Raw genomic sequence first — 20,385 nt, 5'->3', positions numbered from 1 at the left:
ATGCAATTGGACCGTGCCACTGGCTGGTTCCACGGAATCGGAATCACCCACTGCCCCTCGCCGAACTTCAATACCCGCCCCGAAGGCGAATCGATTTCCCTGCTGGTGATCCACAACATCAGCCTGCCGCCTGCCTGCTTCGGTACCGGCAAGGTCCAGCAATTCTTCCAGAACCGCCTGGACCCCGACGAACACCCGTACTTCGCCAGCATCAACCACCTGACCGTGTCGGCGCACCTGTTCGTCGAGCGTGACGGTGCGGTGACCCAGTTCGTGTCGTTGCTCGACCGCGCCTGGCACGCCGGTGTGTCGTGCTTCGACGGGCGTGAAGGCTGTAACGATTTCTCCATCGGCATCGAACTGGAAGGCACCGACGACCTGCCTTATACCGATGCCCAGTACACGGTGCTGGAGCAACTTACCCGGCACATCCGTGGTGCCTGGCCGGCCATCGACCTGGGCCGCATCCAGGGCCATAGCGACATTGCCCCGCAGCGCAAGACCGACCCCGGCCCGGCCTTCGACTGGCCGCGCTACCGACAGGCGCTGCAGCAAAACGAGGACAAGGCATGAGTTTTCTGGTGTTGTTGCTGGCGCTGTGGGTCGAGAAGTTCTCGGCCCTGCGCCATCAGGTGCAGCGCGATGGGTTCTTCCTTGGCGAACTGGTGCGCCTGGAGCGCAGCGGCAAGGTGCACCCGTGGTGGACGCTGGCCATCCTGGTACTGGCACCGGTAGCGCTGCTGGTGTTGCTGCTGCATGTGCTGGAGCCGGTGGCGTACGGCTTGCTGGCATTGCCGGTGCACCTGCTGGTGCTGATCTACAGCCTGGGCCGCGGCGATGCCAAGGCATCGTTGGGGCCGTTCCGCGATGCCTGGCGGCGCGGTGATGACCAGGCCGCTTTGCATGTGGCCGAGCGCGACCTGGGGCTGGCGGCCGACGAACCGCACAGCCTGTTGGTGCGGGTGCAGGGCAACCTGCTGTGGCAGGTGTACCAGGGCTTTTTCGCGGTGATCTTCTGGTACTTCGTGCTGGGCCCGGGTGCAGCCCTGGCCTATCGCCTGTTGGCGCTGTGCGGCGAACACAGCAAGCAACCGACGTTGAAGGCTCGTGCCGAGCAGCTCAGGCATATCATGGACTGGCTGCCGGTACGGGTGCTGGCCTTGAGTTTTGCCCTGGTCGGCAACTTCCTCGCGGTCACGCGAGTGATGCTGCACGAGGTGCTCAACTGGCATATCAGCGCCGCACACCTGGTGGCCCGGGTCGGGCGCATTGCTGATGACATTCCCGAGGAAGAAGACAGCCAGCGCGGGCTGGGGCGGCTGGACAGCCTGTGGGAGCTGCTGCTGCGCTGTGCGGTGCTGTGGTATGCCGGGTTTGCGCTGTGGACGGTGCTTGTCTGAACTGGCTCGCTGGCTTCTTCGCGGGCTTGCCCGCTCCCACAGGTACTGCGCCGGTCTACGATTTGCGCGGTCCCTGTGGGAGCGGGCAAGCCCGCGAAGAGGCCCATGCAGGTGCCAGCACTTCAGCTACCAGCCAAACAACTCGCAAGCATTGCGGGTGCTGGCTTCAGCCAGCTCCGCGACTTCCACACCCATCACCTGTGCCAGCGCCTCGGCGATCTCCGGCAGGTGCTCCGGGCTGTTCCTCACCCCGGGGAACATGACCGGCGCCATGTCCGGCGCATCGGTCTCCAGCACCACGCTGTCCAGCGGCAACCGCGCCAGGGTCTTGCGCAGCCGTAGGGCCTGCGGCCAGGTACCCGCACCGCCAAGCCCAAGCCGGAAGCCCAGCTTGATGTACTCGCGGGCCTCTTCGTAACTGCCGGCAAACGCATGTATCACCCCCGCCCGCCCCGGCTTGAAGCGCTTGAGCGTGGCGATCACCTGCGCATGGCTGCGGCGCACGTGCAGCAGGGCGGGCAGTTCGAAGTCGCAGGCCATCTGCAGTTGCGCTTCGAACAGCTCCTGCTGGCGGGCCTTGTCCAGGTCTTCGAGGTAATAGTCCAGGCCAAACTCGCCCACCGCACATAGCCGTGGGTCGCCGTGCAGGCGCTCCAGCCACTCGCGCAGCTGCGCCAGGTGCTCCGGGCGATGCTGGTCAAGGTAGATCGGGTGCAGGCCGAGCGCGGCGAACAGGCGCTGGTCGGCACAGGCCAGGTCCCACACCCGCTGGAAATTCGCCTGGTACACCCCCAGCACCACCATCCGCTCAATCCCGCGCGACGCCGCGTTGGCCAGCAGGCGCGGGCGGTCGGCGTCGAAGTCGGGGAAGTCCAGGTGGGTGTGGGTGTCGATCAGGCGCATGTTCAGGCCGCTGTAATGCGTTGCTTGAACGTTCGACCGACAGCATGCACGCCAGGTTCGTAGCGTTTATCCTCGATCGCGGCCAGTGCCAGTTCCAGGGCGGTGGCGGCAATCAGGCCATGCTGCTGGGCCATGGCATTGACTGGCAGCGGCAGGAAGTCGAGCAACTGGTTGTCGCCAAAGGTACCCAGCTGCAGCTGGCGCGAGTCGGCAGGGCGCGCCTGCAGGGTATCGAACACCCCTTGCAGCAGCACGTAGGAGGTAGTCACCAGGGCATCCGGCAGGCCGCCAAGGTCGTCGATCAACTGCTGCATCAGGCGCTGGCCGCACTCACGGCTGAACGCTTCGCCTTGATAGCGGCGAACTTCGCCGGCATAGCCTTGCAGGGCTTCGTCGAAGCCGCCGGCACGTGCCTGACTGACCGACAGCTCGGGGCGTGCGCCGATCAGTGCAATGCTGCGCGGGGCGGCGCACAGCAGGCTGGCGGCCAGTTGGCGGCTGGCGTCGCGGTCGTCGCTGATCACCGAGCAGAAGTGCGCAGGGTCCAGGCGGCGGTCGATGGCGATCACCGGCAGGCCTTTGTCCTGCAGTTCGCGGTAGCTGTCGTCCTCTGGCGGCAGGCAGCTGGCGACGAACAGTGCATCGCAACGGCGGGCGCGGAACAGCTGCTGCAACTGGCGCTCGCTGTCGGGCTGGTCGTCGCTGCTGGCGATCAGCAACTGGTAGCCGCGGGCGCGGGCGCCTTGTTCGAGCTGCTTGGCGATGCGGGCGTAGCTGGGGTTCTCCAGATCCGGGAGAATGAAGCCCAGGGTGCGGGTATGCCGGCTGCGCAGGCCAGCGGCCTGCGGGTTGGGGGTGAAGCCGTGGGCCTCGACCACCGCGCGTACCCGCTCGACAGTGCTGTTGCTGATGCGCTGCTGTTCGGCCTTGCCATTGATGACGTAGCTGGCAGTGGTCACGGACACACCGGCCAGACGGGCGATATCGCTGAGTTTCACCGAATTTTCCTTGTTATTACCGGGGCTGGCTGTGAGCCCTGACCGGGTAGTTTGACCCGGCGAGGGCGCCACGCGCAGACGACCATTGTCGCAATTGTCCGACAGGATGGGGCTTTTTCCTCGGCAGATTATCGAGTAACGTGGCCGTCTGGTCAGATTAATCGTTTCAGCTGCCGAATTTTCTGCCTCGGCTGCCATCCGTGCAAGGCTGTTGAACTGGCCGTTCAAGTGAATTTCACAACAATACTCCAGTACCCGACCGGGAACTGCAAAAGGAGAAGGTCATGCTCGAGCTCGCCAAGGAGCAGATAGCCATGGGCCAGAAGGCCGCCGACAAGGCCGAGGCATTGCGCCTGCTGGCCGACCGGCTGGTCGCCGATGGCCTGGTCGCCGAGGGATACCTGCAAGGGCTGCAGGCCCGAGAGGCACAAGGCTCCACCTTCCTTGGGCAGGGCATTGCCATCCCCCATGGCACGCCGCAGACCCGTGACCTGGTGTACGCCACCGGCGTGCGCCTGTTGCAGTTTCCCGAGGGCGTGGATTGGGGCGATGGCCAGATGGTCTACCTTGCCATCGGCATCGCCGCCCGTTCCGACGAGCACCTGCGCCTGCTGCAACTGCTGACCCGTGCCCTGGGCGAGACCGACCTGGCCGAAGCATTGCGCCGCGCCGGCTCCGCCGAGGCGTTGCTGAAACTGTTGCAGGGCGCGCCGCAGGAACTGGCGCTGGATGCACAACTGGTCGGACTGAACCTGGCGGCCGAGGACTTCGATGAGCTGGCCTGGCGCGGTGCCCGCCTGTTGCAGCGCGCCGACTGCGTCGACAGCGGTTTTGCCGCCGTGCTGCAGCAGGCCGAACCGCTGCCGCTGGGTGAGGGCCTGTGGTGGCTGCACAGCGAGCGCCAGGTGCGCCAGCCGGGCCTGGCCTTCATCACCCCGCAGCAGCCGCTGCGTTACCGCGACCAGCCGCTCAACGGCCTGTTCTGCCTGGCCAGCCTCGGTGCTGCCCACCAGGCCTTGCTCGAGCGCCTGTGCGAAGTGCTGATCGAAGGCCGTGGGCAGATGCTCTACCAGGCCACCAGCAGCCGCGCGGTACTGGAAGTGCTGGGCGGTGAAGCGCCGGCGGACTGGCCCAGCGCGCGGGTCGTGCTGGCCAACCCGCACGGTTTGCACGCCCGCCCGGCAAAGGTATTGGCGCAGCTGGCCAAAGGTTTCGAGGGGGAAATCCGTATACGCCTGGTCGACAGCGCGCAGCCAGCGGTGTCGGTCAAGAGCCTGAGCAAGCTGCTCAGTCTCGGCGCTCGACGTGGCCAGGCGCTGGAACTGGTGGCTGAGCCAGCCATCGCCGCGGATGCCTTGCCGGTGCTGCTGGCCGCCATCGAACAAGGCCTGGGCGAAGAGGTGGAGCCACTGCCACAGAGCGCGGCGACCGCAGCCGGCGCAGCGGCCGAAGTGCTGCAAGCGCCCGCGGCCGGTAGCCGCATCCACGGTGTGGGTGCGGCGCCCGGCATTGCCAGTGGCCCGGCGCATGTGTGTGTCGAGCGTGAGTTCGACTACCCCCTGCGCGGCGAGTCCTGCGCCCTGGAGCGGCAGAAGCTGCGTGAAGCCGTTGCGACTGTCAATGGCGAGCTGCAGGCCTTGGTCCAGCGCAGCGACAAGGCCATTGGCGAAATCTTCGTCACCCACCAGGAGATGCTCGCCGACCCGGCCCTGGCCGATGATGTGGAGCAGCGCCTGGGCCAGGGCGAAAGCGCCGCGGCAGCCTGGATGGCAGTGATCGAGGCGGCGGCGCGCCAGCAGGAGTCGCTGCACGATGCCTTGCTCGCCGAACGTGCTGCCGACCTGCGTGACATCGGCCGCCGCGTGCTGGCGCAGTTGTGTGGCGTGCAGGCCCAGGCTGAACCCGAGCAACCCTACGTGCTGGTGATGACCGAAGTCGGCCCGTCCGATGTCGCCCGGCTGGACCCGAGCCGCGTCGCCGGTATCGTCACAGCTCAGGGTGGCGCCACCGCCCACAGCGCCATCGTCGCCCGTGCCCTGGGCATTCCGGCGGTAGTGGGCGCGGGGGCGTCGATACTGCTGTTGGACACTGGCACGCCGTTGCTGCTCGATGGCCAGCGTGGCGTGGTCAGCGTGGCGCCGCCGGCGGATGAACTGCAACGGGCCCTGGCCGAACGCGACCTGCGCGAGCAGCGCTTGCAGGCCGCCTGGGCCAACCGCTTCGAGCCGGCGGTCACCCGTGATGGTCACGCTGTCGAGGTGTTTGCCAACATCGGCGAGAGCAACGGCATCGCCAAGGTGGTGGAGCAGGGCGCCGAAGGCGTGGGCCTGCTGCGCACCGAGCTGATTTTCATGGCCCACACCCAGGCCCCGGATGTGGCGACTCAGGAAGCCGAGTACCGCCGCGTGCTCGATGGCCTCGACGGGCGCCCGCTGGTGGTGCGCACCCTTGATGTCGGCGGTGACAAACCGCTGCCGTACTGGCCGATCGCTGCCGAAGAAAACCCGTTCCTCGGTGTGCGCGGCGTACGCCTGACCCTGCAGCGCCCGCAGGTGATGGAGGACCAGTTGCGCGCCTTGCTGCGCGCGGCCGACCAGCGCCCGCTGCGCATCATGTTCCCGATGGTCGGGCAGGTGCATGAATGGCGCGAGGCGCGTGCCATGGTCGAGCGCCTGCGCGCCGAGATCCCGGTAGCCGACCTGCAGCTGGGCATCATGGTCGAGGTGCCCTCGGCAGCGCTGCTGGCACCACAGCTGGCGCGCGAAGTGGACTTCTTCAGCATCGGCACCAACGACCTGACCCAGTACACCCTGGCCATCGACCGTGGTCACCCCAGCCTCTCGGCCCAGGCCGACGGCCTGCACCCTGCGGTGCTCAGCCTGATCGACATGACCGTGCGCGCCGCCCATGCCCATGGCAAGTGGGTGGGCGTGTGCGGCGAGCTGGCGGCCGACCCGCAGGCGGTGGCCGTGCTGCTGGGCCTGGACGTGGACGAACTCAGCGTCGCCGCGCGCAGCATTGCCGAAGTCAAGGCCCTGGTCCGCCAGGCCGATCACCAGACTGCCCGCGCCCTGGCGCGCGAGGCCCTGCAACAGGACAGCGCCGCAGCGGTTCGCGCGCTGGTGGAGCGTTACTGAATGGCCAAGATCCTCACCCTCACCCTGAACCCGGCGCTGGATATCACCATCGGCCTGGATACCCTGCGCCCGGGGCAGGTCAACCGCAGCCAGGAGCAGCACAGCCACGCCGCGGGCAAGGGGCTGAACGTTGCCCAGGTACTGGCCGACCTGGGGCACAGCGTCACTGTTGGCGGCTTCCTCGGGCGTGACAACCTGCAGCCCTTCGAGGCGCTGATCGACTGGCGCGGCTTCGTCGACTGCTTTGTCCGCGTACCGGGCGAAACCCGCAGCAACATCAAGCTGGTCGAGGCTGATGGCCGTGTCACCGACATCAACGGCCAAGGCCCGGAAGTCGACGAAGCGGCACGCAGTGCATTGCTGCGCCGCCTGGCGCAGATTGCACCGGGCCACGACGCGGTGGTGGTGGCTGGTAGCCTGCCGCGCGGGATCAGCACCGACTGGTTCCGCCAGTTGCTCGAACAGCTCAAGGCGCAAGGCCTCAAGGTGGCCCTGGACAGCAGCGGCGAAGCCCTGCGTGCCGGCCTGCAGAGCTCGCCCTGGCTGGTCAAGCCAAATACCGAAGAGCTGGGCGAGGTGCTTGGCCTGGCTGTGGATAACCCGGCGCAGCAGCGCGCTGCTGCCGAGCGCCTGCTGGCCAGTGGCGTCGAACACGTGGTGGTGTCGGCGGGCGAGCAGGGCGTCAGCTGGTTTACCCATGACCATGCCGTACATGCTTGCCCGCCCAAGGTGCAGGTCGCCAGCACGGTGGGCGCAGGTGATTCGCTGGTGGCCGGCATGGTCCACGGCCTGCTGCAGGGCGAAGCCCCGGCGCAGACCTTGACCCGTGCCACCGCGATCGCAGCACAGGCTGTTACCCAGGTTGGTTTCGGCATCCGTGACCGCGAGCAACTGGCGCGTCTGGAAGCCGCCGTGCAACTGACAGAACAACAAGAGGGTTGCCGATGAACATTGCCATTGTCACTGCCTGCCCCAACGGCCAGGTGTCGAGCGTGCTGAGCGCGCGCTTGCTGTCCGCCGCTGCCCAGCGGCGGGGCTGGAGCACCAGCGTCGAAGTGCAGGATGCCGGCCACCCCGAGCGGCAACTGAGCGCCGCGCAGATAGCCGAGGCCGACTGGGTGCTGGTGGTCAGTACCGGCCCGGTGGACCTGGCGCGTTTCGTCGGCAAGCGCGTGTACCAGAGCACGCCGTCCCAGGCTTTGGCCGACCGCGAAGGCTTCCTCGATGAGGCGGCGGCCAACGCCCGGCTGCTGGCCACGGTGCCAGGCCTTGCGGCCGAAGCTGGCAGCGCAGGCGCACGCATCGTCGCCGTCACGGCTTGCCCGACTGGCGTCGCGCATACATTCATGGCCGCAGAAGCCTTGCAGCAGGCCGCGCAGCAACTGGGCTACCAGCTCACCGTCGAGACCCAGGGTTCGGTCGGTGCGCGCAACCCCTTGTCCGCCGAAGCCATCGCCGCAGCCGATGTAGTGCTGCTGGCCGCCGACATCGAAGTGCCCACCGCGCGTTTCGCCGGCAAGCGCATCTACCGTTGTGGCACCGGTATCGCCCTCAAGCAGGCCCGTGCCACCCTGGACAAGGCCTTGGCCGAAGCCAAGGTGGAAAACAGCAGCGATGCTGCAGCGGCGAGCACGCCAGCGAAGGGCGAGAAGACCGGGGTATACAAGCACCTGCTCACCGGCGTGTCGTTCATGCTGCCGATGGTGGTGGCTGGCGGCTTGCTGATTGCCTTGTCGTTCGTGTTCGGTATCGAGGCCTATAAAGAACCGGGCACCTTGCCGGCGGCGTTGATGCAGATCGGCGGCGAGGCTGCATTCAAGCTGATGGTGCCGCTGCTGGCGGGCTATATCGCCTGGTCCATCGCTGACCGCCCGGGGCTGGCGCCCGGCATGATCGGCGGCCTGCTGGCCAGCACCCTGGGCGCCGGTTTCATCGGTGGTATCGTCGCCGGCTTCCTCGCCGGCTACAGCGCCAAGGCCATTGCCCGCTGGGCGCGCCTGCCCAGCAGCCTGGAGGCACTCAAGCCGATCCTGATCATTCCGCTGCTGGCCAGCCTGTTCACCGGCCTGGTGATGATCTACGTGGTCGGCCAGCCGGTGGCGGCGATGCTGGAAGGGCTCACGCATTTTCTCGACAGTATGGGTACCACCAATGCCATCCTCTTGGGCCTGTTGTTGGGCGGCATGATGTGCGTCGACCTGGGCGGGCCGATCAACAAGGCCGCCTATGCCTTCTCGGTGGGGCTGTTGGCCTCGTCGAGCTATGCGCCGATGGCGGCGACCATGGCCGCCGGCATGGTGCCGCCGATTGGCCTGGGTATCGCCACCTTCCTGGCCCGACGCAAGTTTGCCCAGAGCGAGCGTGAAGCGGGCAAGGCGGCCCTGGCGCTGGGGCTGTGCTTCATCTCCGAAGGGGCGATTCCGTTTGCCGCCAAGGACCCGCTGCGGGTGATCCCGGCCAGCGTGGCCGGCGGGGCATTGACCGGGGCATTGTCGATGTACTTCGGCTGCAAGCTGATGGCGCCGCATGGCGGCCTGTTCGTGCTGCTGATCCCCAATGCGATCAACCATGCGCTGCTGTACTTGTTGGCGATCGTGGCGGGTAGCCTGCTGACGGCGGTGGTGTATGCGGTGATCAAGAAGAGCGAGCGGGTGGAGTTGGCGGTAGCGCCGGTGAAGGGTTAGAGATTTCAGCGGGCCTTACTGGCCTCTTCGCGGGCACGCCCGCTCCCACAGGTACTGCATGATCCGGAAGCTTGCAGTGACCCTGTGGGAGCGGGCGTGCCCGCGAAGAGGCCGAAACAGGTCACCGCCGATGCTTCTGCCGCAACGGCACAAGCAGATCACCCAGCCCGTTGTGATCGATCTCGTGCATCAGCGCCAGCAACCCACCCAATTCCCCCGCCGGGAAACCCTTGCGCGCAAACCAGGCCAGATAATCCCCCGGCAGGTCGGCAATGATTCGTCCCTGGTACTTGCCAAACGGCATGGTGCGGGTCACCAGCAGTTCGAGGGTTTCCGGCTTCATCATCGGCGCACCTGGCTGTTGAAAAGCGCCGACCATACTGCAATCTGCACGAAGGCCCAAGCGGCAATCATGCAGAACGCCGTTTTCAGGTTGTGCTCTGATATTTGTATCTAATTGATTTGGAAGGATTTTATTGAGATTAAAGGCTTGGCACGAACACTGCTCCGTTACAGATGACTATCACCTGCCAAGGAGTTTGTGCCATGAGCAATCCCAACAAAGATGTGATCGACGTGCTGAACGACCTGATCGAGTACAGCAAGGATGGCGAGAAAGGCTTCAAGGCCTCGGCCGATGATGTGAAGAACCCCGAACTGAAAGCGTTCTTCGTTCAACGTGCCGGTGAGTGTGCCAATGCGGCCGGCGAACTGCAGAGCGAGGTGCGTCGCCTGGGTGGCGACCCGGAAACTTCCACCAGCATCAGCGGTGACCTGCATCGGGGTTGGGTCAACCTCAAGGCGATGGTCACTGGCAAGGATGAGGAAGCGGTGCTGAACGAGGTGGAGCGGGGCGAGGACCATGCCCTCAAGGCCTACAAGGAAGCCCGCGAGAAACTGGTGAAGCTGGGCCGCACCGCCAGCGACCAGACCTACACCCTGGTGGAAAAACAGCTGCAAGGTGTACAGCGCAACCATGACCAGGTCAGGGCCCTGCGCAACGCCGCCCGCGCCCGCGCCTAGTCGGCAGGCCCCTCTACCCGGTTGCGGCCTTTGGCCTTGGCCCGGTAGAGCGCTTCGTCCGCAGCACCCAGCACCCTTGCCAGATCGTGCTGGGTGCCTGACAGGCCGATGCCGATGCTCACCGTGACCGAGTGGGCATCATCGGCAAACGGCGCCAGCGCCTCGACACTGGCGCGGATGCGCTCGGCCAGCAGCTGCGCACCGGCCAGGTTGGTTTCCGGCAGCACCACCTGAAATTCCTCCCCACCGTAACGCGCTGCCAGATCGGCCGGGCGGCGGATGCATTCCTCGATGGTCCTGGCCACTTCGCGCAAGGCATGGTCGCCACCGGCATGGCCGTGGCGCTGGTTGAACGCCTTGAAATGGTCGACGTCCACCATCAGCACCGCCAACGGCTTGCGGTTGCGCTGGGCGCGGGCCCACTCCTGGCGCAGTACCTGGTCCAGGCGGCGGCGGTTGGCCAGGCCGGTCAGGCTGTCGGTGGCGGCCAGGGTCGCCAGGCCCTGTTCGGCCTCTTGGCGGCGGCGCAGTTCGCGGCCCAGCAGCAGGGTCAGCGAGAGGATACCCACACAGAGCACCCCGGTGGCCACGCTGACCAGGATTGCAGTGCGGCGCCAGGACTCGAATACGTCTTCGGCCGAATGCACCACCAGTACGATCAGCGGCAGCTGCGCGACCCGGGCGAAGGTGTACATGCGTGGTTTGCCGTTGCGGCTGGAGCGGGCGGTGAAGCTGCCGCTCTGCTCGCTGAGAATGCGTTTGAAATTGGGCCGCTCGGCATAGTTGCTGCCGATCCCTGGGTCTTGCGTGCGGCTGGGCTGGCGAGCCAGCAGTTGGCCGTCGGTGTTGAGCAGGTTGATGCTGCTGTCATCACCAATGTCCAGGCGCTGGAACAGCTCACTGAAGTACGACAGGCGCAGTGCGCCCGCTGCCAGGCCGGTGAACTCGCCATTGGCGTCGGAGATACGCCGGCTGAAACTGATGCACCAGTCCAGGTCGCCCAGCTTGGCCTTGAATGGCGGGCCCACCAGCAGGCCGAGGTTGGGGTTGTGCAGGTGCGCCTGGAATACCCCGGTGTCGCCGAAGTTGGCCTTGCGTGGCACGCTGCTGGTGGAATCGCCAACCACGTTGCCTTGCTTGTCCAGCCACAGTACGTCACCGCGCTTGCGGTCGACGAAGGCTTCATTGAATAGCAGGCGTTGGCGCACCGGGCCGGGGATTTCCGGCAGCTCCTTGCGCCCGACCGCCCAGATCAGGCCCTGCAGCGACTGGTCGTAGAGTTCGACGTTGCGCAGGATGTCGCTTTCGATCAACTGGACGATATTGTTGGACGAGCGAATTGCCGACAGCTCGACATTGTCGCGCTCGCGCGCCAGCAGGTAGCTGACGATGGCCACGATGGCGAGCACGGCAAGGCAACTGCCCAGATTGAGGATCAGCTCGGGGTGCGACCTGTAGTGTGCGAAACGCGGTAATCGGGTGGTCATGCTCGCTACTGCGTGGGCAGGGCCATTCGCGGCGGCGACATTCTAGGGAAGCGGGGATTGTCGGACAAGATTTGTCCGACGGAATCACTCCGGGGCTGCTGTGCAGCCCATCGCCGGCAAGCCAGCTCCCACAAGTACCGCACAAGGCTTGAGGTCCATGCGGTCAAAGTGGGAGCTGGCTTGCCGGCGAAACGAGGGCGAAGCCCTCGCATCCGGGCCTGGATCAGAACACGTTCAACGGGTAATCCACGATCACCCGCAGTTCATCGTTGTCGCTGTTGCTGTCGATCGACGCATAACCCTGGCTGCCACGGTGGGTGGCGTAGCGCACCAGCACCGACAGGTCCTTCAGGTCACCCTCCTGGAACACATACTTCACGTCCAGGTCGCGCTCCCAGTGCATGGCGTTCTTGCCATCGGCACGGTAGTAGTCGTAGTGGGTGGTGTCCTGGACGGCCTTGGTCAGGTCAGCTTCACCGCGCGAGTACGACAGCACCGTGGTCAGGCCAGGGATGCCCACACCAGCGAAGTCATAGTTGTACTGCAGCTTCCACGAGCGCTCGTTCGGTGCGTTGAAGTCCGAGTACATGCGCGAGTTGTCCAGGTAGATGCTGTCGCCCAGGTTGATGTAGTCGAACGGCGTGTTGCCATTGACCCGCTGGTAGGCGGCGGTGACGCTGTGGAACCCGGCGTTGACGGTGAAATGCACGCTGTAGGTGTTGTTGTCGATCTTGCCCAGCAGTGCCTGGCCGGTGTCCTGGGTGTGATAGAAGTGCACGCCCGGGTTCAGGCTGACCAGGTCGTTGACCACATAGGTGTAGTCGAAATCGGCGTAGTACTGGTTCCAGATGTCCTTCAGCTCGGCCGCATACAGGTTGGCGGTGATGTTCGGGGTACCGCTCCACGACGCGCCGGCCCAGTTCAGGTGCTTGCTCTTGTCATGCTCGCCCAGCGAACCGTAGTAGGTGTCGATGCGGCGGTGGCCGCTCTGGTTGTACGGCTTGGTGAAGCTCACCTGGCCGCCTTCGAGCAGCAGGCCGTCGATGCTGGTGTTGGTCAGGCTCACACCACGGAAGGTCTGCGGCAGCATGCGGGTTTCGCCGCCGGCGATCACCGGGTTGGTGAGGAACAGGTCACCGGCTTTCAGCTCGGTGTCGAACGCCTTGAGCTTGACTGCGGCACCGGCGGTGGAGAACGAGTGCGGGGCAGCACCCAGTTCGTCTTCGTTCTTTTGGTGAGTCGGCAGGATGCTGGTGCCAGCATGGCCGCCGCCACCGTCGAGTTTCAGGCCCAGCATGGCGTGGGCGTCCAGGCCAAAGCCGACCACACCTGGGGTGTAGCCCGACTCGAAGCGTGCAACCGCGCCCTGGCCCCACTCGCGGGTGTCGCGCACGCCGGCGTTGTGGTTGTCGCGGTTGAAGTAGGCATTACGGAAATGCAGGTTGAAGGACGAGCCTTCGATGAAGCCATCAGCCTTGTCTTCATCTGCCTGGGCGGCGAAAGGGATCGTTGCAGTCAACGCAATGAACAGCGGGGTAAAACGAAACGCGGAAGGCACCGGTACTAGCTCCTTGGGTCTGGCGGTGGGGCAGTTTTTATTTTCGAATGTGCGTCTTTTTTATAGGTGGACGTTACAGCTGGGCTGATAGTTGAAGCACATAAAAAAAAGCCGCTGATCGGCAGCGGCTTTAAAAGGCTAACATATCGGCACCGGTGGTGCCCATGGCGTAGCCAAGGGAAAACGGGAGCAGCGACAGCGCTTGATCAGCTGTCGGCATTGGCATCGACAGAAACCTTGGAAGCTGTCTGGTTTGCGTCTTTGGCGGCGTCGGCCTGCTGTGCGGCTACGGCTTCGCGGGCCTCTTGGTGGACCGCGGCGAACTCAGCATTACGGGTGACGAAAGCATTGGATTCTTCGGCCATGGCCAGGGGCGACAACAACAGGGAAGACAGGACGAAGACGCTGGCAATACCCATACTGTTGGACATTTGAAACTACCTTCTTGCGGTGCAAGTGCTAATGAGGACGGGGGTAAAGTTAGTCCTTTCAATACACTTGAAACAGAGCGAAGTGCGATAAGCACTGTTGCGCAAAAGGTAACTATCGCAGGAAAAGCAATTGGACTTTCGCCGCAAACCCCCATGCTAGACGCGCTACGCGTTCATTGTGGGAGCGGGCGAGCCCGCGAAGCAGGCACCGCGGTGGATGGCACGGGCTTCGCCCGTGTTCGCGGGCTTGCCCGCTCCCACAAAGATTGCGGCTGTTTTCAGACTCTGAGCAAGGCAATTGTTCCCACAAGGACGGCGTTGGATGGTCAGATATGGGCCGGCAGCCTGATCCCAAAGGTATTGGCCCCAGCGGCACTACGCACGAACACCTCCCCACCATGCATAAGCGCAATCGCCTTGACGATCGCCAACCCCAACCCATGGTTACCCCCACCACTGTTGCTACGTGCCGCATCCACCCGGTAGAAGCGTTCGAACAGCAACGGCAGGTGCTCATCGTCGATCGCCGGCCCCGGGTTGCTCACGGCGATGCTGACCTGCTGCGGCCCGGCATCGATCTGCACCTTGATCACCTGGTGCGGTGCGGTGTGCTGGACAGCGTTGTTCAGCAGGTTGATCAGCGCCCGGCGCAGCTGGGCCTTTTCAATGGGCGCCCGGGCATCGCCGCTCACGCTCACGCTGACCTGTGCGTCTTCGAGAATGTAGTCCAGGTAATCGAGGGTGGTCGCCACTTCCTCGGCCAGCGAGGCCTGGGTCAGGGCAGTGGCCTTGCTGCCCTGGTCGGCACTGGCCAGGAACAGCATGTCGTTGATGATGCTGCGCAGGCGCTCCAACTCCTCAAGGTTCGATTGCAGCACTTCGAAGTAATGCTCGGCGCTGCGCCCACGGGTCAGTGCAACCTGGGTCTGGCCGATCAGGTTGGTCAGCGGCGAGCGCAGTTCGTGGGCGACGTCGGCATTGAACGCCTCCAGCCGCGAGTAGGCCTGGCTTACCCGGTCGAGCGCGGCGTTGAAGGCGCCGGCGAACTGCGCCAGTTCCGGGGCCAGGGCGTGGGTCTGCAGGCGGCCGTCCAGGCGCGGAGGGGCCAGGGCCTGGGCCTCAACGGACAATGCCAGCAGCGGGCGCAGGCCGATACGCGCCACCCAGTAGCCCAGTAGCGAGGCCAGCAGCACGCCGAGCACCGCCAGCCCGACAATCGCCACCAGCAGGCTGTGCTGCGCCTGCCAGAATGTTTCGGTGTCGATGCCGATCAGAAAGCGCAGCGGCGGCCGTTCGCCCAGGGCCGGCAGTTCGCTGACCAGCACCTTGTAAGGGTAGGGCCGGTCGGGCAGGCGCAGGTCGCGCATGCCCTGCGCGCCTTCGGCGAATGCGCGGACCAGCTCGCTGGGATGGCCGTATTCGTAGGCCGGGTTGCTGCTGACTACCCAGAAGCGAATGCGCTTGTCCTCTTCACTGAGCAGGTTGAGCTTGTTGTTGATCTTGACCCAGTGCTCCGGTGTGCCGAAGCGGTTGAGGGTGGACTCGAGCACGCTGAAGCGCGCATCCAGCTCGGCTTGCGGCAGCAGGTCGAGGCTGCGGTCGACCTGGCGGTACAGCGCCGAACCGATCAGCAGGAACACGCCCAGCGCCACCAGGATGAACAGCGCCGATAGGCGCAGCGCGATGGAATTACCCCGCACGGTTTTCCAGGACATAGCCCATGCCTCGGATGGTGTGCAGCAACTTGTTGTCGAAAGGCCCGTCGAGCTTGGCGCGCAGGCGCTTGATCGCCACTTCGACGACGTTGGCATCGCTGTCGAAATTGATGTCCCAGACCAGCTCTGCAATCGCTGTCTTTGACAGAATTTCGCCCTGCCGGCGGGCCAGCACGCTGAGCAGCGAGAATTCCTTGGCCGTCAGCTCCAGGCGTTGGCCGGCGCGCGTGGCCTTGCGCGCCATCAGGTCGATCCACAGGTCACCCACCTGCACCTGCAGCGGTTCATGGTTGCTGCTACGGCGGGTCAGGGCTTGCAGGCGGGCGACCAGTTCGAGGAAGGAAAACGGCTTGCCCAGATAGTCGTCGGCACCCTCGCGCAGGCCATGGATACGGTCTTCGACCCGTTCACGGGCGGTCAGCATGATGACCGGTGTCTGCTTGCGCGCGCGCAGGGCGCGCAGCACGCCATACCCGTCCAGGCCAGGCAGCATCACATCCAGCACGATCACCGCGTAGTCACCTTCCAGGGCCAGGTGCAGGCCATCGATGCCGTCCCGCGCCAGGTCGACGGTAAACCCCTGCTCGCTGAGGCCGCGATGCAGGTAGTCGGCGGTTTTTTCTTCGTCTTCGATGATCAGCACACGCATGGTCTTGTCCTAACTGGCACTGGGCGCCGCCGCACGGGCGGCCTGGCGGCGGTGGAACAGGCGCTCCAGGGCCAAGTATATGACCGGGGTGGTGAACAGCGTCAGCGCCTGGCTCACCAGCAGGCCGCCAACCACGGCGATGCCCAGTGGCTGGCGCAGTTCGGAACCGGTACCGAAGCCGAACATCAGCGGCACCGCGCCGAGCAAGGCGGCCAGGGTGGTCATGATGATCGGCCGGAAGCGCGTCAGGCAGGCCTGGTGGATCGCCTGCTCCGGGGTCAGGCCCTGGCGGCGTTGGGCTTCTAGGGCGAAGTCGATCAGCAGGATGCCGTTTTTCTTGACGATACCGATCAGCAGCACCACACCGATCAACCCCATGATGCTGAAGTCCTGGCCCATGGCCCACAGCAGGATCAATGCGCCAAGGCCGGCCGAGGGCAGGGTGGAGATGATGGTCAGCGGGTGGACGAAGCTTTCGTACAGCACGCCGAGGATGATGTACACCGCCACCAGCGCAGCCAGGATCAGCCACGGCTGGCTCGACAGCGAACTCTGGAAGGCCTGGGCCGCGCCCTGGAAGTTGCCGCTGATGGAGTCGGGCATGCCCAGCTCGCGCTGGGTGCGCTCGAGGATGGTCACCGCATCGCCCAGGGCCACGCCCGGGGCCAGGTTGAACGACAGGTTGGCTGCCGGGAACAGGCCATCGTGGCTGATCGACAGCGGCCCGGTGCTGGGCGGCGCCACATGGGCGACTGCCGACAGCGGCACCATCTCGTTGGTCAGTGGCGAGCGCAGGTAGAAGTAGTTGAGGCTTTCGGCCTTGCCGCGCTGGCGGGCATCCAGTTCGAGGATCACCTTGTACTGGTTGGTCTCGGTCTGGAACTCACTGATCTGCCGCTGGCCGAAGGCGTCGTACAACGCCTGGTCGACGTCGGTGGTGGTCAGGCCGAAACGTGCCGCGGCCTGGCGGTCGATATCGATGCGGGTGACGCTGGCGCCCAGTTGCAGGTCGTTGGACAGGTCGCGGAACGCCGGGTTTTCCCGCAGGCGCTCGGTCAGGCGCTGGGTCCACAGGTTCAGCGCCATGCCGTCGTTGCTCTTGAGCACGTACTGGTACTGGGTGCGCGACGGGCCGGAGCTCAGGTTGATGTCCTGGCCGGCACGCATGTACAGGACGATGCCTGGTACCTGGGCCAGCTTGGGCCGCAGCCGGTCGATCAGTTCGCTGGCCGATACATCGCGTTCGCCACGCGGCTTGAGAGCGATCCAGAAACGGCCGTTGGCGATGGTCTGGTTGCTGCCGGTGACGCCCACCGAGTGGGAGAACGCGCGCACCGCCGGGTCGGCCTCGATGATTTTGGCCAGCGCCTGGTGCTTCTCGATCATCGACGGGTACGACACATCCGCCGCCGCCTCGCTGGTGCCGAGGATGAAGCCGGTGTCCTGCAGCGGGAAAAAGCCCTTTGGGATACCCACGTAACCGGCCACCGCCAGGGCCAGGGTCAGGCCGAACATGCCGAGGGTCAGGCGCTGGTGGGCGAGGGCGCGGTCCAGGCCCTTTTCGTACCACCTGACCAGCCGCTCGCCGAAACCGCCCTTGTGCTCTCCGGGCGGGCGGCGCATGAACAGTGCGCACAGGGTTGGCGCCAGGGTCAGCGAAACCACCACCGAAATCAGGATGGTGGCGGTGGCGGTAAGGGCGAACTCCTTGAACAGCCGGCCGACCACGCCGCCCATGAACAGCAGCGGGATGAACGCGGCGATCAGCGAGAAACTGATCGACACCACGGTGAAGCCGATTTCCCCGGCGCCCTTGAGCGCCGCCGTGCGGCTGTCGTCGCCGGCCTCCAGGTGGCGGTGGATGTTCTCCACCACGACGATGGCATCGTCGACCACGAAGCCCACCGAGATGACGATGGCCACCAGGGTCAGGTTGTTCAGGCTGAAGCCGAAGATGTACATCAACGCGCAACTGGCGATCAGCGATACGCCGAGCACGCTGGACACCACCATGGTCGCCGACCACTGGCGCAGGAACAGCGCCATCACCCCGATCACCAGGGCCACGGCGATCATCAGGGTCAGCTCCACTTCATGCAGCGAGGCACGGATGGTCTGGGTGCGGTCCTGCAGCACCGACACTTCGACCGAGGCTGGCAGCATCTCCTGCAGCTTGGGCAGGGCAGCCAGTACCCGGTCCACGGTATCGACGATGTTGGCGCCAGGCTGGCGGAAAATCACCAGGTTCAGCCCGGGCTGATCGCCGGACCAGGCTTTGACATAGGCGTTCTCGGCGCCATTGATCACCTTGGCCACGTCCTTCAGGTGCACCGGTGCACCGTCACGGTAGGAGACGATCAGCTGGGCGTAGTCGTCGGGGTGGAACAACTGGTCGTTGGCGGCGATGGTCGACACGCTGTGTTCGCCGTAAAGCGCACCCTTGGCCAGGTTCAGGCTGGTCTGCTGGATGGCCTGGCGCAGGTCGGCCAGGGTCAGGCCGATAGCGGCCAGTTTCTCGGGTTGCGCCTGCACGCGGATCGCCGGGCGCAGTTGCCCGGTGATGTTGATCAGGCCGACCCCGTCGATCTGGCTCAGCTGGCGCGCGAGCAGGGTTTCGGCGTAGTCGCTGAGGTCGTTGCCAGGCATCTGGCTGGAGCTGACCGTCAGCACCAGCACCGGGCTGTCGGCCGGGTTGACCTTGCGCCAGGTCGGCGGGTTGGGCAGGTCTTGCGGCAAGCGCGCGGTGGCGGTGTTGATGGCCGCCTGCACTTCCTGGGCGGCGGTGTCGATGTTCTTGTCGAGCGTGAACTGCAGGATCAGGTTGGTCGAGCCCAGTGCGCTGCTGCTGGTCATCTGGGTCATGCCGGGGATGGCGCTGAACTGCACTTCCAGTGGCGTGGCCACCGACGAGGCCATGGTTTCCGGGCTGGCGCCGGGCAGCTGGGCGGTGACCTGGATGGTCGGGAAGTCGGCTTCTGGCAGTGGTGCCACCGGCAGGCGCGGGAAGGCGATGGCCCCCAGCAGCACCAGGGCGAAGGTCAGCAGCAGGGTGGCGATGGGGTGGTCGATGCACCAGGCCGAAACACCGTTGCGCGTGTTCATGGCTGGCTCCGGCGGTCGGCCATTTCCGACGGCGCGGGGGCGTCGGGGGCCACCTCGACCCGCGAACCGGGCTTGAGCCGCGACTGGCCATCGAGCACCAGGCGCTCGCCCGGCTTGACCCCGGCAATGATGTTCAGCCCGCTGTCCTGGTACAGCACCTTGACCGGCACACTGGTGACCTTGTCACCGTCCAGGCGGTAGACGAAGTGCCCGTCGACGCCGCGCTGTACTACAGGCGGCGGTACCACCAGGGCGTTTTCTTCCACGGCGATGCGCAGGCGGATGGTGACCAGCTGGCCCGGCCACAGGCGGCCGTCCTTGTTGTCGAACTCGGCTTTTACCCGTACGGTGCCGGTGGTGGCGGAGATCTGGTTGTCGATCAGTGCCAGGTGGCCTTCACCGAGCAGGCTGCGTTCGCCGTCGGCATCCATGTAGGCCTGCACCAGTGCCGGGGTGGGCGCCTTCAGCAGGCTTTGCAGGGTCGGCAGCATTTGCTGCGGCAGGGCGAATTCGACGGCGATCGGGTCGATCTGGGTGACGCTGAACAGGCTGCGGGTATCGCTGGTGCGCACCAGGTTGCCGGGGTCGACGTTGCGAATACCCACCCGGCCGGTCACTGGCGAGCGGATCTGCGTGTACGACAGCTGCACCTCGGCATTGGCGATGGCCGCCTGGTTGCCCTTGACCGTGGCTTGCAGGCGGTTGACCAGGGCCTGCTGCTGGTCGAGGGTCTGCTTCGAAACGCCGTTGTCGGTACTCAGCAGGCGGTAGCGCTGCAGGTCGACGTTGGCTACCTGGATCTGCGCCTGGCTCTGGCCAAGCTCGGCACGGGCCTGGTCGAGGTTGGCGCGGATGGCGCGGTCGTCGAGGGTGGCCAGCAGGTCGCCTTCCTTCACCCACTGGCCTTCCTTGACCAGCACCTGGGTCAGTACCCCCTCCACTTGCGGGCGCACCTCGACGCTGTGCAGCGACAGCACCGAGCCGATGGCGCTGGCATAGCGCGGCACGTTCTGCTGGACGACACTGACCACGCGCACCGGGATGGCGGTTTGTGCACGGGCGGCAGGTGCTGGCTGGCGCTGGCCGAACCAGATACCCGCTACCGCCAGGACCAGGAGTGCCAGGGCGGCGAGGATGACAGGGCGGGACGGACGTCGCATCGGTGCGGGCACCTTGGCCAGAGGGGAGGGGAATGGTTGTCTGTATTCAAGCTTATAGCCCCCGAACCGGGTCGGCAGCGTGACCGCCGGCTGACAGCGCTGTCAGTTTTGCGCCCTTTGGTCATGCGCGGATTTCTT

General features: G+C 65.4%; 16 protein-coding genes. 6 read left to right on the top strand and 10 right to left on the bottom strand.

Going from position 1 to position 20,385, the window contains the following annotated elements; all coding sequences use genetic code 11:
• Positions 1 to 573, top strand: coding sequence for a 1,6-anhydro-N-acetylmuramyl-L-alanine amidase AmpD (ampD, locus tag CAG44_RS06880; RefSeq protein ID WP_025337723.1), 573 nt, complete (start codon positions 1 to 3; stop codon positions 571 to 573).
• The gene (gene ampE / locus CAG44_RS06875) at positions 570 to 1,400 is read left to right on the top strand and encodes a regulatory signaling modulator protein AmpE (RefSeq protein WP_085691835.1); all 831 of its coding nucleotides are present in this window, start codon (positions 570 to 572) and stop codon (positions 1,398 to 1,400) included. Before ampD ends, ampE begins: the two co-directional genes overlap by 4 nt.
• Positions 1,401 to 1,526: 126 nt before the next feature.
• Here ampE and CAG44_RS06870 read toward each other — a convergent pair whose 3' ends face one another.
• Positions 1,527 to 2,303: a TatD family hydrolase gene (locus tag CAG44_RS06870; protein ID WP_085691834.1), complete on the bottom strand. Its 777-nt coding sequence runs from the start codon at positions 2,301 to 2,303 to the stop codon at positions 1,527 to 1,529.
• A 2-nt stretch (positions 2,304 to 2,305) separates the two neighbouring features.
• On the bottom strand, positions 2,306 to 3,301 hold the full coding sequence (cra, locus tag CAG44_RS06865) for a catabolite repressor/activator (protein WP_085691833.1): 996 nt from the start codon (positions 3,299 to 3,301) through the stop codon (positions 2,306 to 2,308).
• Between the two features lie 284 nt (positions 3,302 to 3,585).
• Between cra and ptsP the strand changes: the two genes are divergently transcribed.
• From ptsP to CAG44_RS06850, 3 genes are read left to right on the top strand one after another with little or no spacing between them, the layout of a single operon-like run.
• Positions 3,586 to 6,438: a phosphoenolpyruvate--protein phosphotransferase gene (ptsP, locus tag CAG44_RS06860; RefSeq protein WP_085691832.1), complete on the top strand. Its 2,853-nt coding sequence runs from the start codon at positions 3,586 to 3,588 to the stop codon at positions 6,436 to 6,438.
• Positions 6,439 to 7,386 carry a 1-phosphofructokinase gene (gene pfkB / locus CAG44_RS06855; RefSeq protein WP_085691831.1) on the top strand — a complete coding sequence of 316 codons (948 nt, stop codon included), beginning with the start codon at positions 6,439 to 6,441 and terminating at the stop codon, positions 7,384 to 7,386.
• Complete coding sequence (locus tag CAG44_RS06850; protein WP_085691830.1) at positions 7,383 to 9,122, top strand: PTS fructose-like transporter subunit IIB; 1,740 nt, start codon at positions 7,383 to 7,385, stop codon at positions 9,120 to 9,122. Before pfkB ends, CAG44_RS06850 begins: the two co-directional genes overlap by 4 nt.
• A 121-nt stretch (positions 9,123 to 9,243) precedes the next feature.
• Here CAG44_RS06850 and CAG44_RS06845 read toward each other — a convergent pair whose 3' ends face one another.
• Positions 9,244 to 9,465, bottom strand: coding sequence for a DUF3820 family protein (locus tag CAG44_RS06845; RefSeq protein ID WP_016713256.1), 222 nt, complete (start codon positions 9,463 to 9,465; stop codon positions 9,244 to 9,246).
• Between the two features lie 203 nt (positions 9,466 to 9,668).
• On the opposite strand from CAG44_RS06845, the gene CAG44_RS06840 reads away from it, so the two are divergent.
• On the top strand, positions 9,669 to 10,145 hold the full coding sequence (locus tag CAG44_RS06840) for a PA2169 family four-helix-bundle protein (protein WP_025337730.1): 477 nt from the start codon (positions 9,669 to 9,671) through the stop codon (positions 10,143 to 10,145).
• Here the strand turns inward: CAG44_RS06840 and CAG44_RS06835 are convergent.
• The 7 genes from CAG44_RS06835 to CAG44_RS06805 form a co-directional block, all read right to left on the bottom strand.
• A complete protein-coding gene (locus CAG44_RS06835) occupies positions 10,142 to 11,632 on the bottom strand; it encodes a GGDEF domain-containing protein (RefSeq protein ID WP_085691829.1) in 1,491 nt (496 codons plus the stop codon). The genes CAG44_RS06840 and CAG44_RS06835 overlap by 4 nt on opposite strands.
• Positions 11,633 to 11,855: 223 nt before the next feature.
• Positions 11,856 to 13,190 (bottom strand): OprD family porin, encoded by a 1,335-nt coding sequence (locus CAG44_RS06830; protein WP_085587395.1) that lies wholly within the window; start codon positions 13,188 to 13,190, stop codon positions 11,856 to 11,858.
• Positions 13,191 to 13,396: 206 nt separating this feature from the next.
• Positions 13,397 to 13,621: a hypothetical protein gene (locus tag CAG44_RS06825; protein ID WP_085587397.1), complete on the bottom strand. Its 225-nt coding sequence runs from the start codon at positions 13,619 to 13,621 to the stop codon at positions 13,397 to 13,399.
• A gap of 326 nt (positions 13,622 to 13,947) precedes the next feature.
• Entirely contained in the window at positions 13,948 to 15,336 is a 1,389-nt protein-coding gene (locus CAG44_RS06820; protein WP_085587400.1) for a heavy metal sensor histidine kinase, read from the bottom strand.
• Positions 15,311 to 15,985, bottom strand: a complete 675-nt coding sequence (locus CAG44_RS06815) for a heavy metal response regulator transcription factor (protein ID WP_025337735.1) — start codon at positions 15,983 to 15,985, stop codon at positions 15,311 to 15,313. Before CAG44_RS06815 ends, CAG44_RS06820 begins: the two co-directional genes overlap by 26 nt.
• 9 nt (positions 15,986 to 15,994) lie before the next feature.
• Positions 15,995 to 19,087, bottom strand: a complete 3,093-nt coding sequence (locus tag CAG44_RS06810) for a multidrug efflux RND transporter permease subunit (RefSeq protein ID WP_085691828.1) — start codon at positions 19,085 to 19,087, stop codon at positions 15,995 to 15,997.
• Complete coding sequence (locus tag CAG44_RS06805) at positions 19,084 to 20,247, bottom strand: efflux RND transporter periplasmic adaptor subunit (RefSeq protein WP_085691827.1); 1,164 nt, start codon at positions 20,245 to 20,247, stop codon at positions 19,084 to 19,086. Before CAG44_RS06805 ends, CAG44_RS06810 begins: the two co-directional genes overlap by 4 nt.
• Positions 20,248 to 20,385: the final 138 nt, after the last annotated feature.

Origin of the sequence: Pseudomonas sp. B13(2017), assembly GCF_002113245.1 — a bacterium.
GTDB lineage: Bacteria > Pseudomonadota > Gammaproteobacteria > Pseudomonadales > Pseudomonadaceae > Aquipseudomonas > Aquipseudomonas putida_Z.
Note: the sequence above shows the minus strand (reverse complement) of the source record. Positions and strands in the feature narration are given on the sequence as shown.

Coding starts and splice junctions, on each gene's coding strand:
- CAG44_RS06850 (WP_085691830.1), top strand. CDS start 7,383: ATGAACATTGCCATTGTCACTGCCTGCCCCAACGGCCAGGTGTCGAGC.
- ampD (WP_025337723.1), top strand. CDS start 1: ATGCAATTGGACCGTGCCACTGGCTGGTTCCACGGAATCGGAATCACC.
- CAG44_RS06825 (WP_085587397.1), bottom strand. CDS start 13,621: ATGTCCAACAGTATGGGTATTGCCAGCGTCTTCGTCCTGTCTTCCCTG.
- CAG44_RS06845 (WP_016713256.1), bottom strand. CDS start 9,465: ATGAAGCCGGAAACCCTCGAACTGCTGGTGACCCGCACCATGCCGTTT.
- CAG44_RS06815 (WP_025337735.1), bottom strand. CDS start 15,985: ATGCGTGTGCTGATCATCGAAGACGAAGAAAAAACCGCCGACTACCTG.
- CAG44_RS06835 (WP_085691829.1), bottom strand. CDS start 11,632: ATGACCACCCGATTACCGCGTTTCGCACACTACAGGTCGCACCCCGAG.
- ampE (WP_085691835.1), top strand. CDS start 570: ATGAGTTTTCTGGTGTTGTTGCTGGCGCTGTGGGTCGAGAAGTTCTCG.
- CAG44_RS06805 (WP_085691827.1), bottom strand. CDS start 20,247: ATGCGACGTCCGTCCCGCCCTGTCATCCTCGCCGCCCTGGCACTCCTG.
- CAG44_RS06870 (WP_085691834.1), bottom strand. CDS start 2,303: ATGCGCCTGATCGACACCCACACCCACCTGGACTTCCCCGACTTCGAC.
- ptsP (WP_085691832.1), top strand. CDS start 3,586: ATGCTCGAGCTCGCCAAGGAGCAGATAGCCATGGGCCAGAAGGCCGCC.
- pfkB (WP_085691831.1), top strand. CDS start 6,439: ATGGCCAAGATCCTCACCCTCACCCTGAACCCGGCGCTGGATATCACC.
- CAG44_RS06840 (WP_025337730.1), top strand. CDS start 9,669: ATGAGCAATCCCAACAAAGATGTGATCGACGTGCTGAACGACCTGATC.
- CAG44_RS06820 (WP_085587400.1), bottom strand. CDS start 15,336: ATGTCCTGGAAAACCGTGCGGGGTAATTCCATCGCGCTGCGCCTATCG.
- CAG44_RS06810 (WP_085691828.1), bottom strand. CDS start 19,087: ATGAACACGCGCAACGGTGTTTCGGCCTGGTGCATCGACCACCCCATC.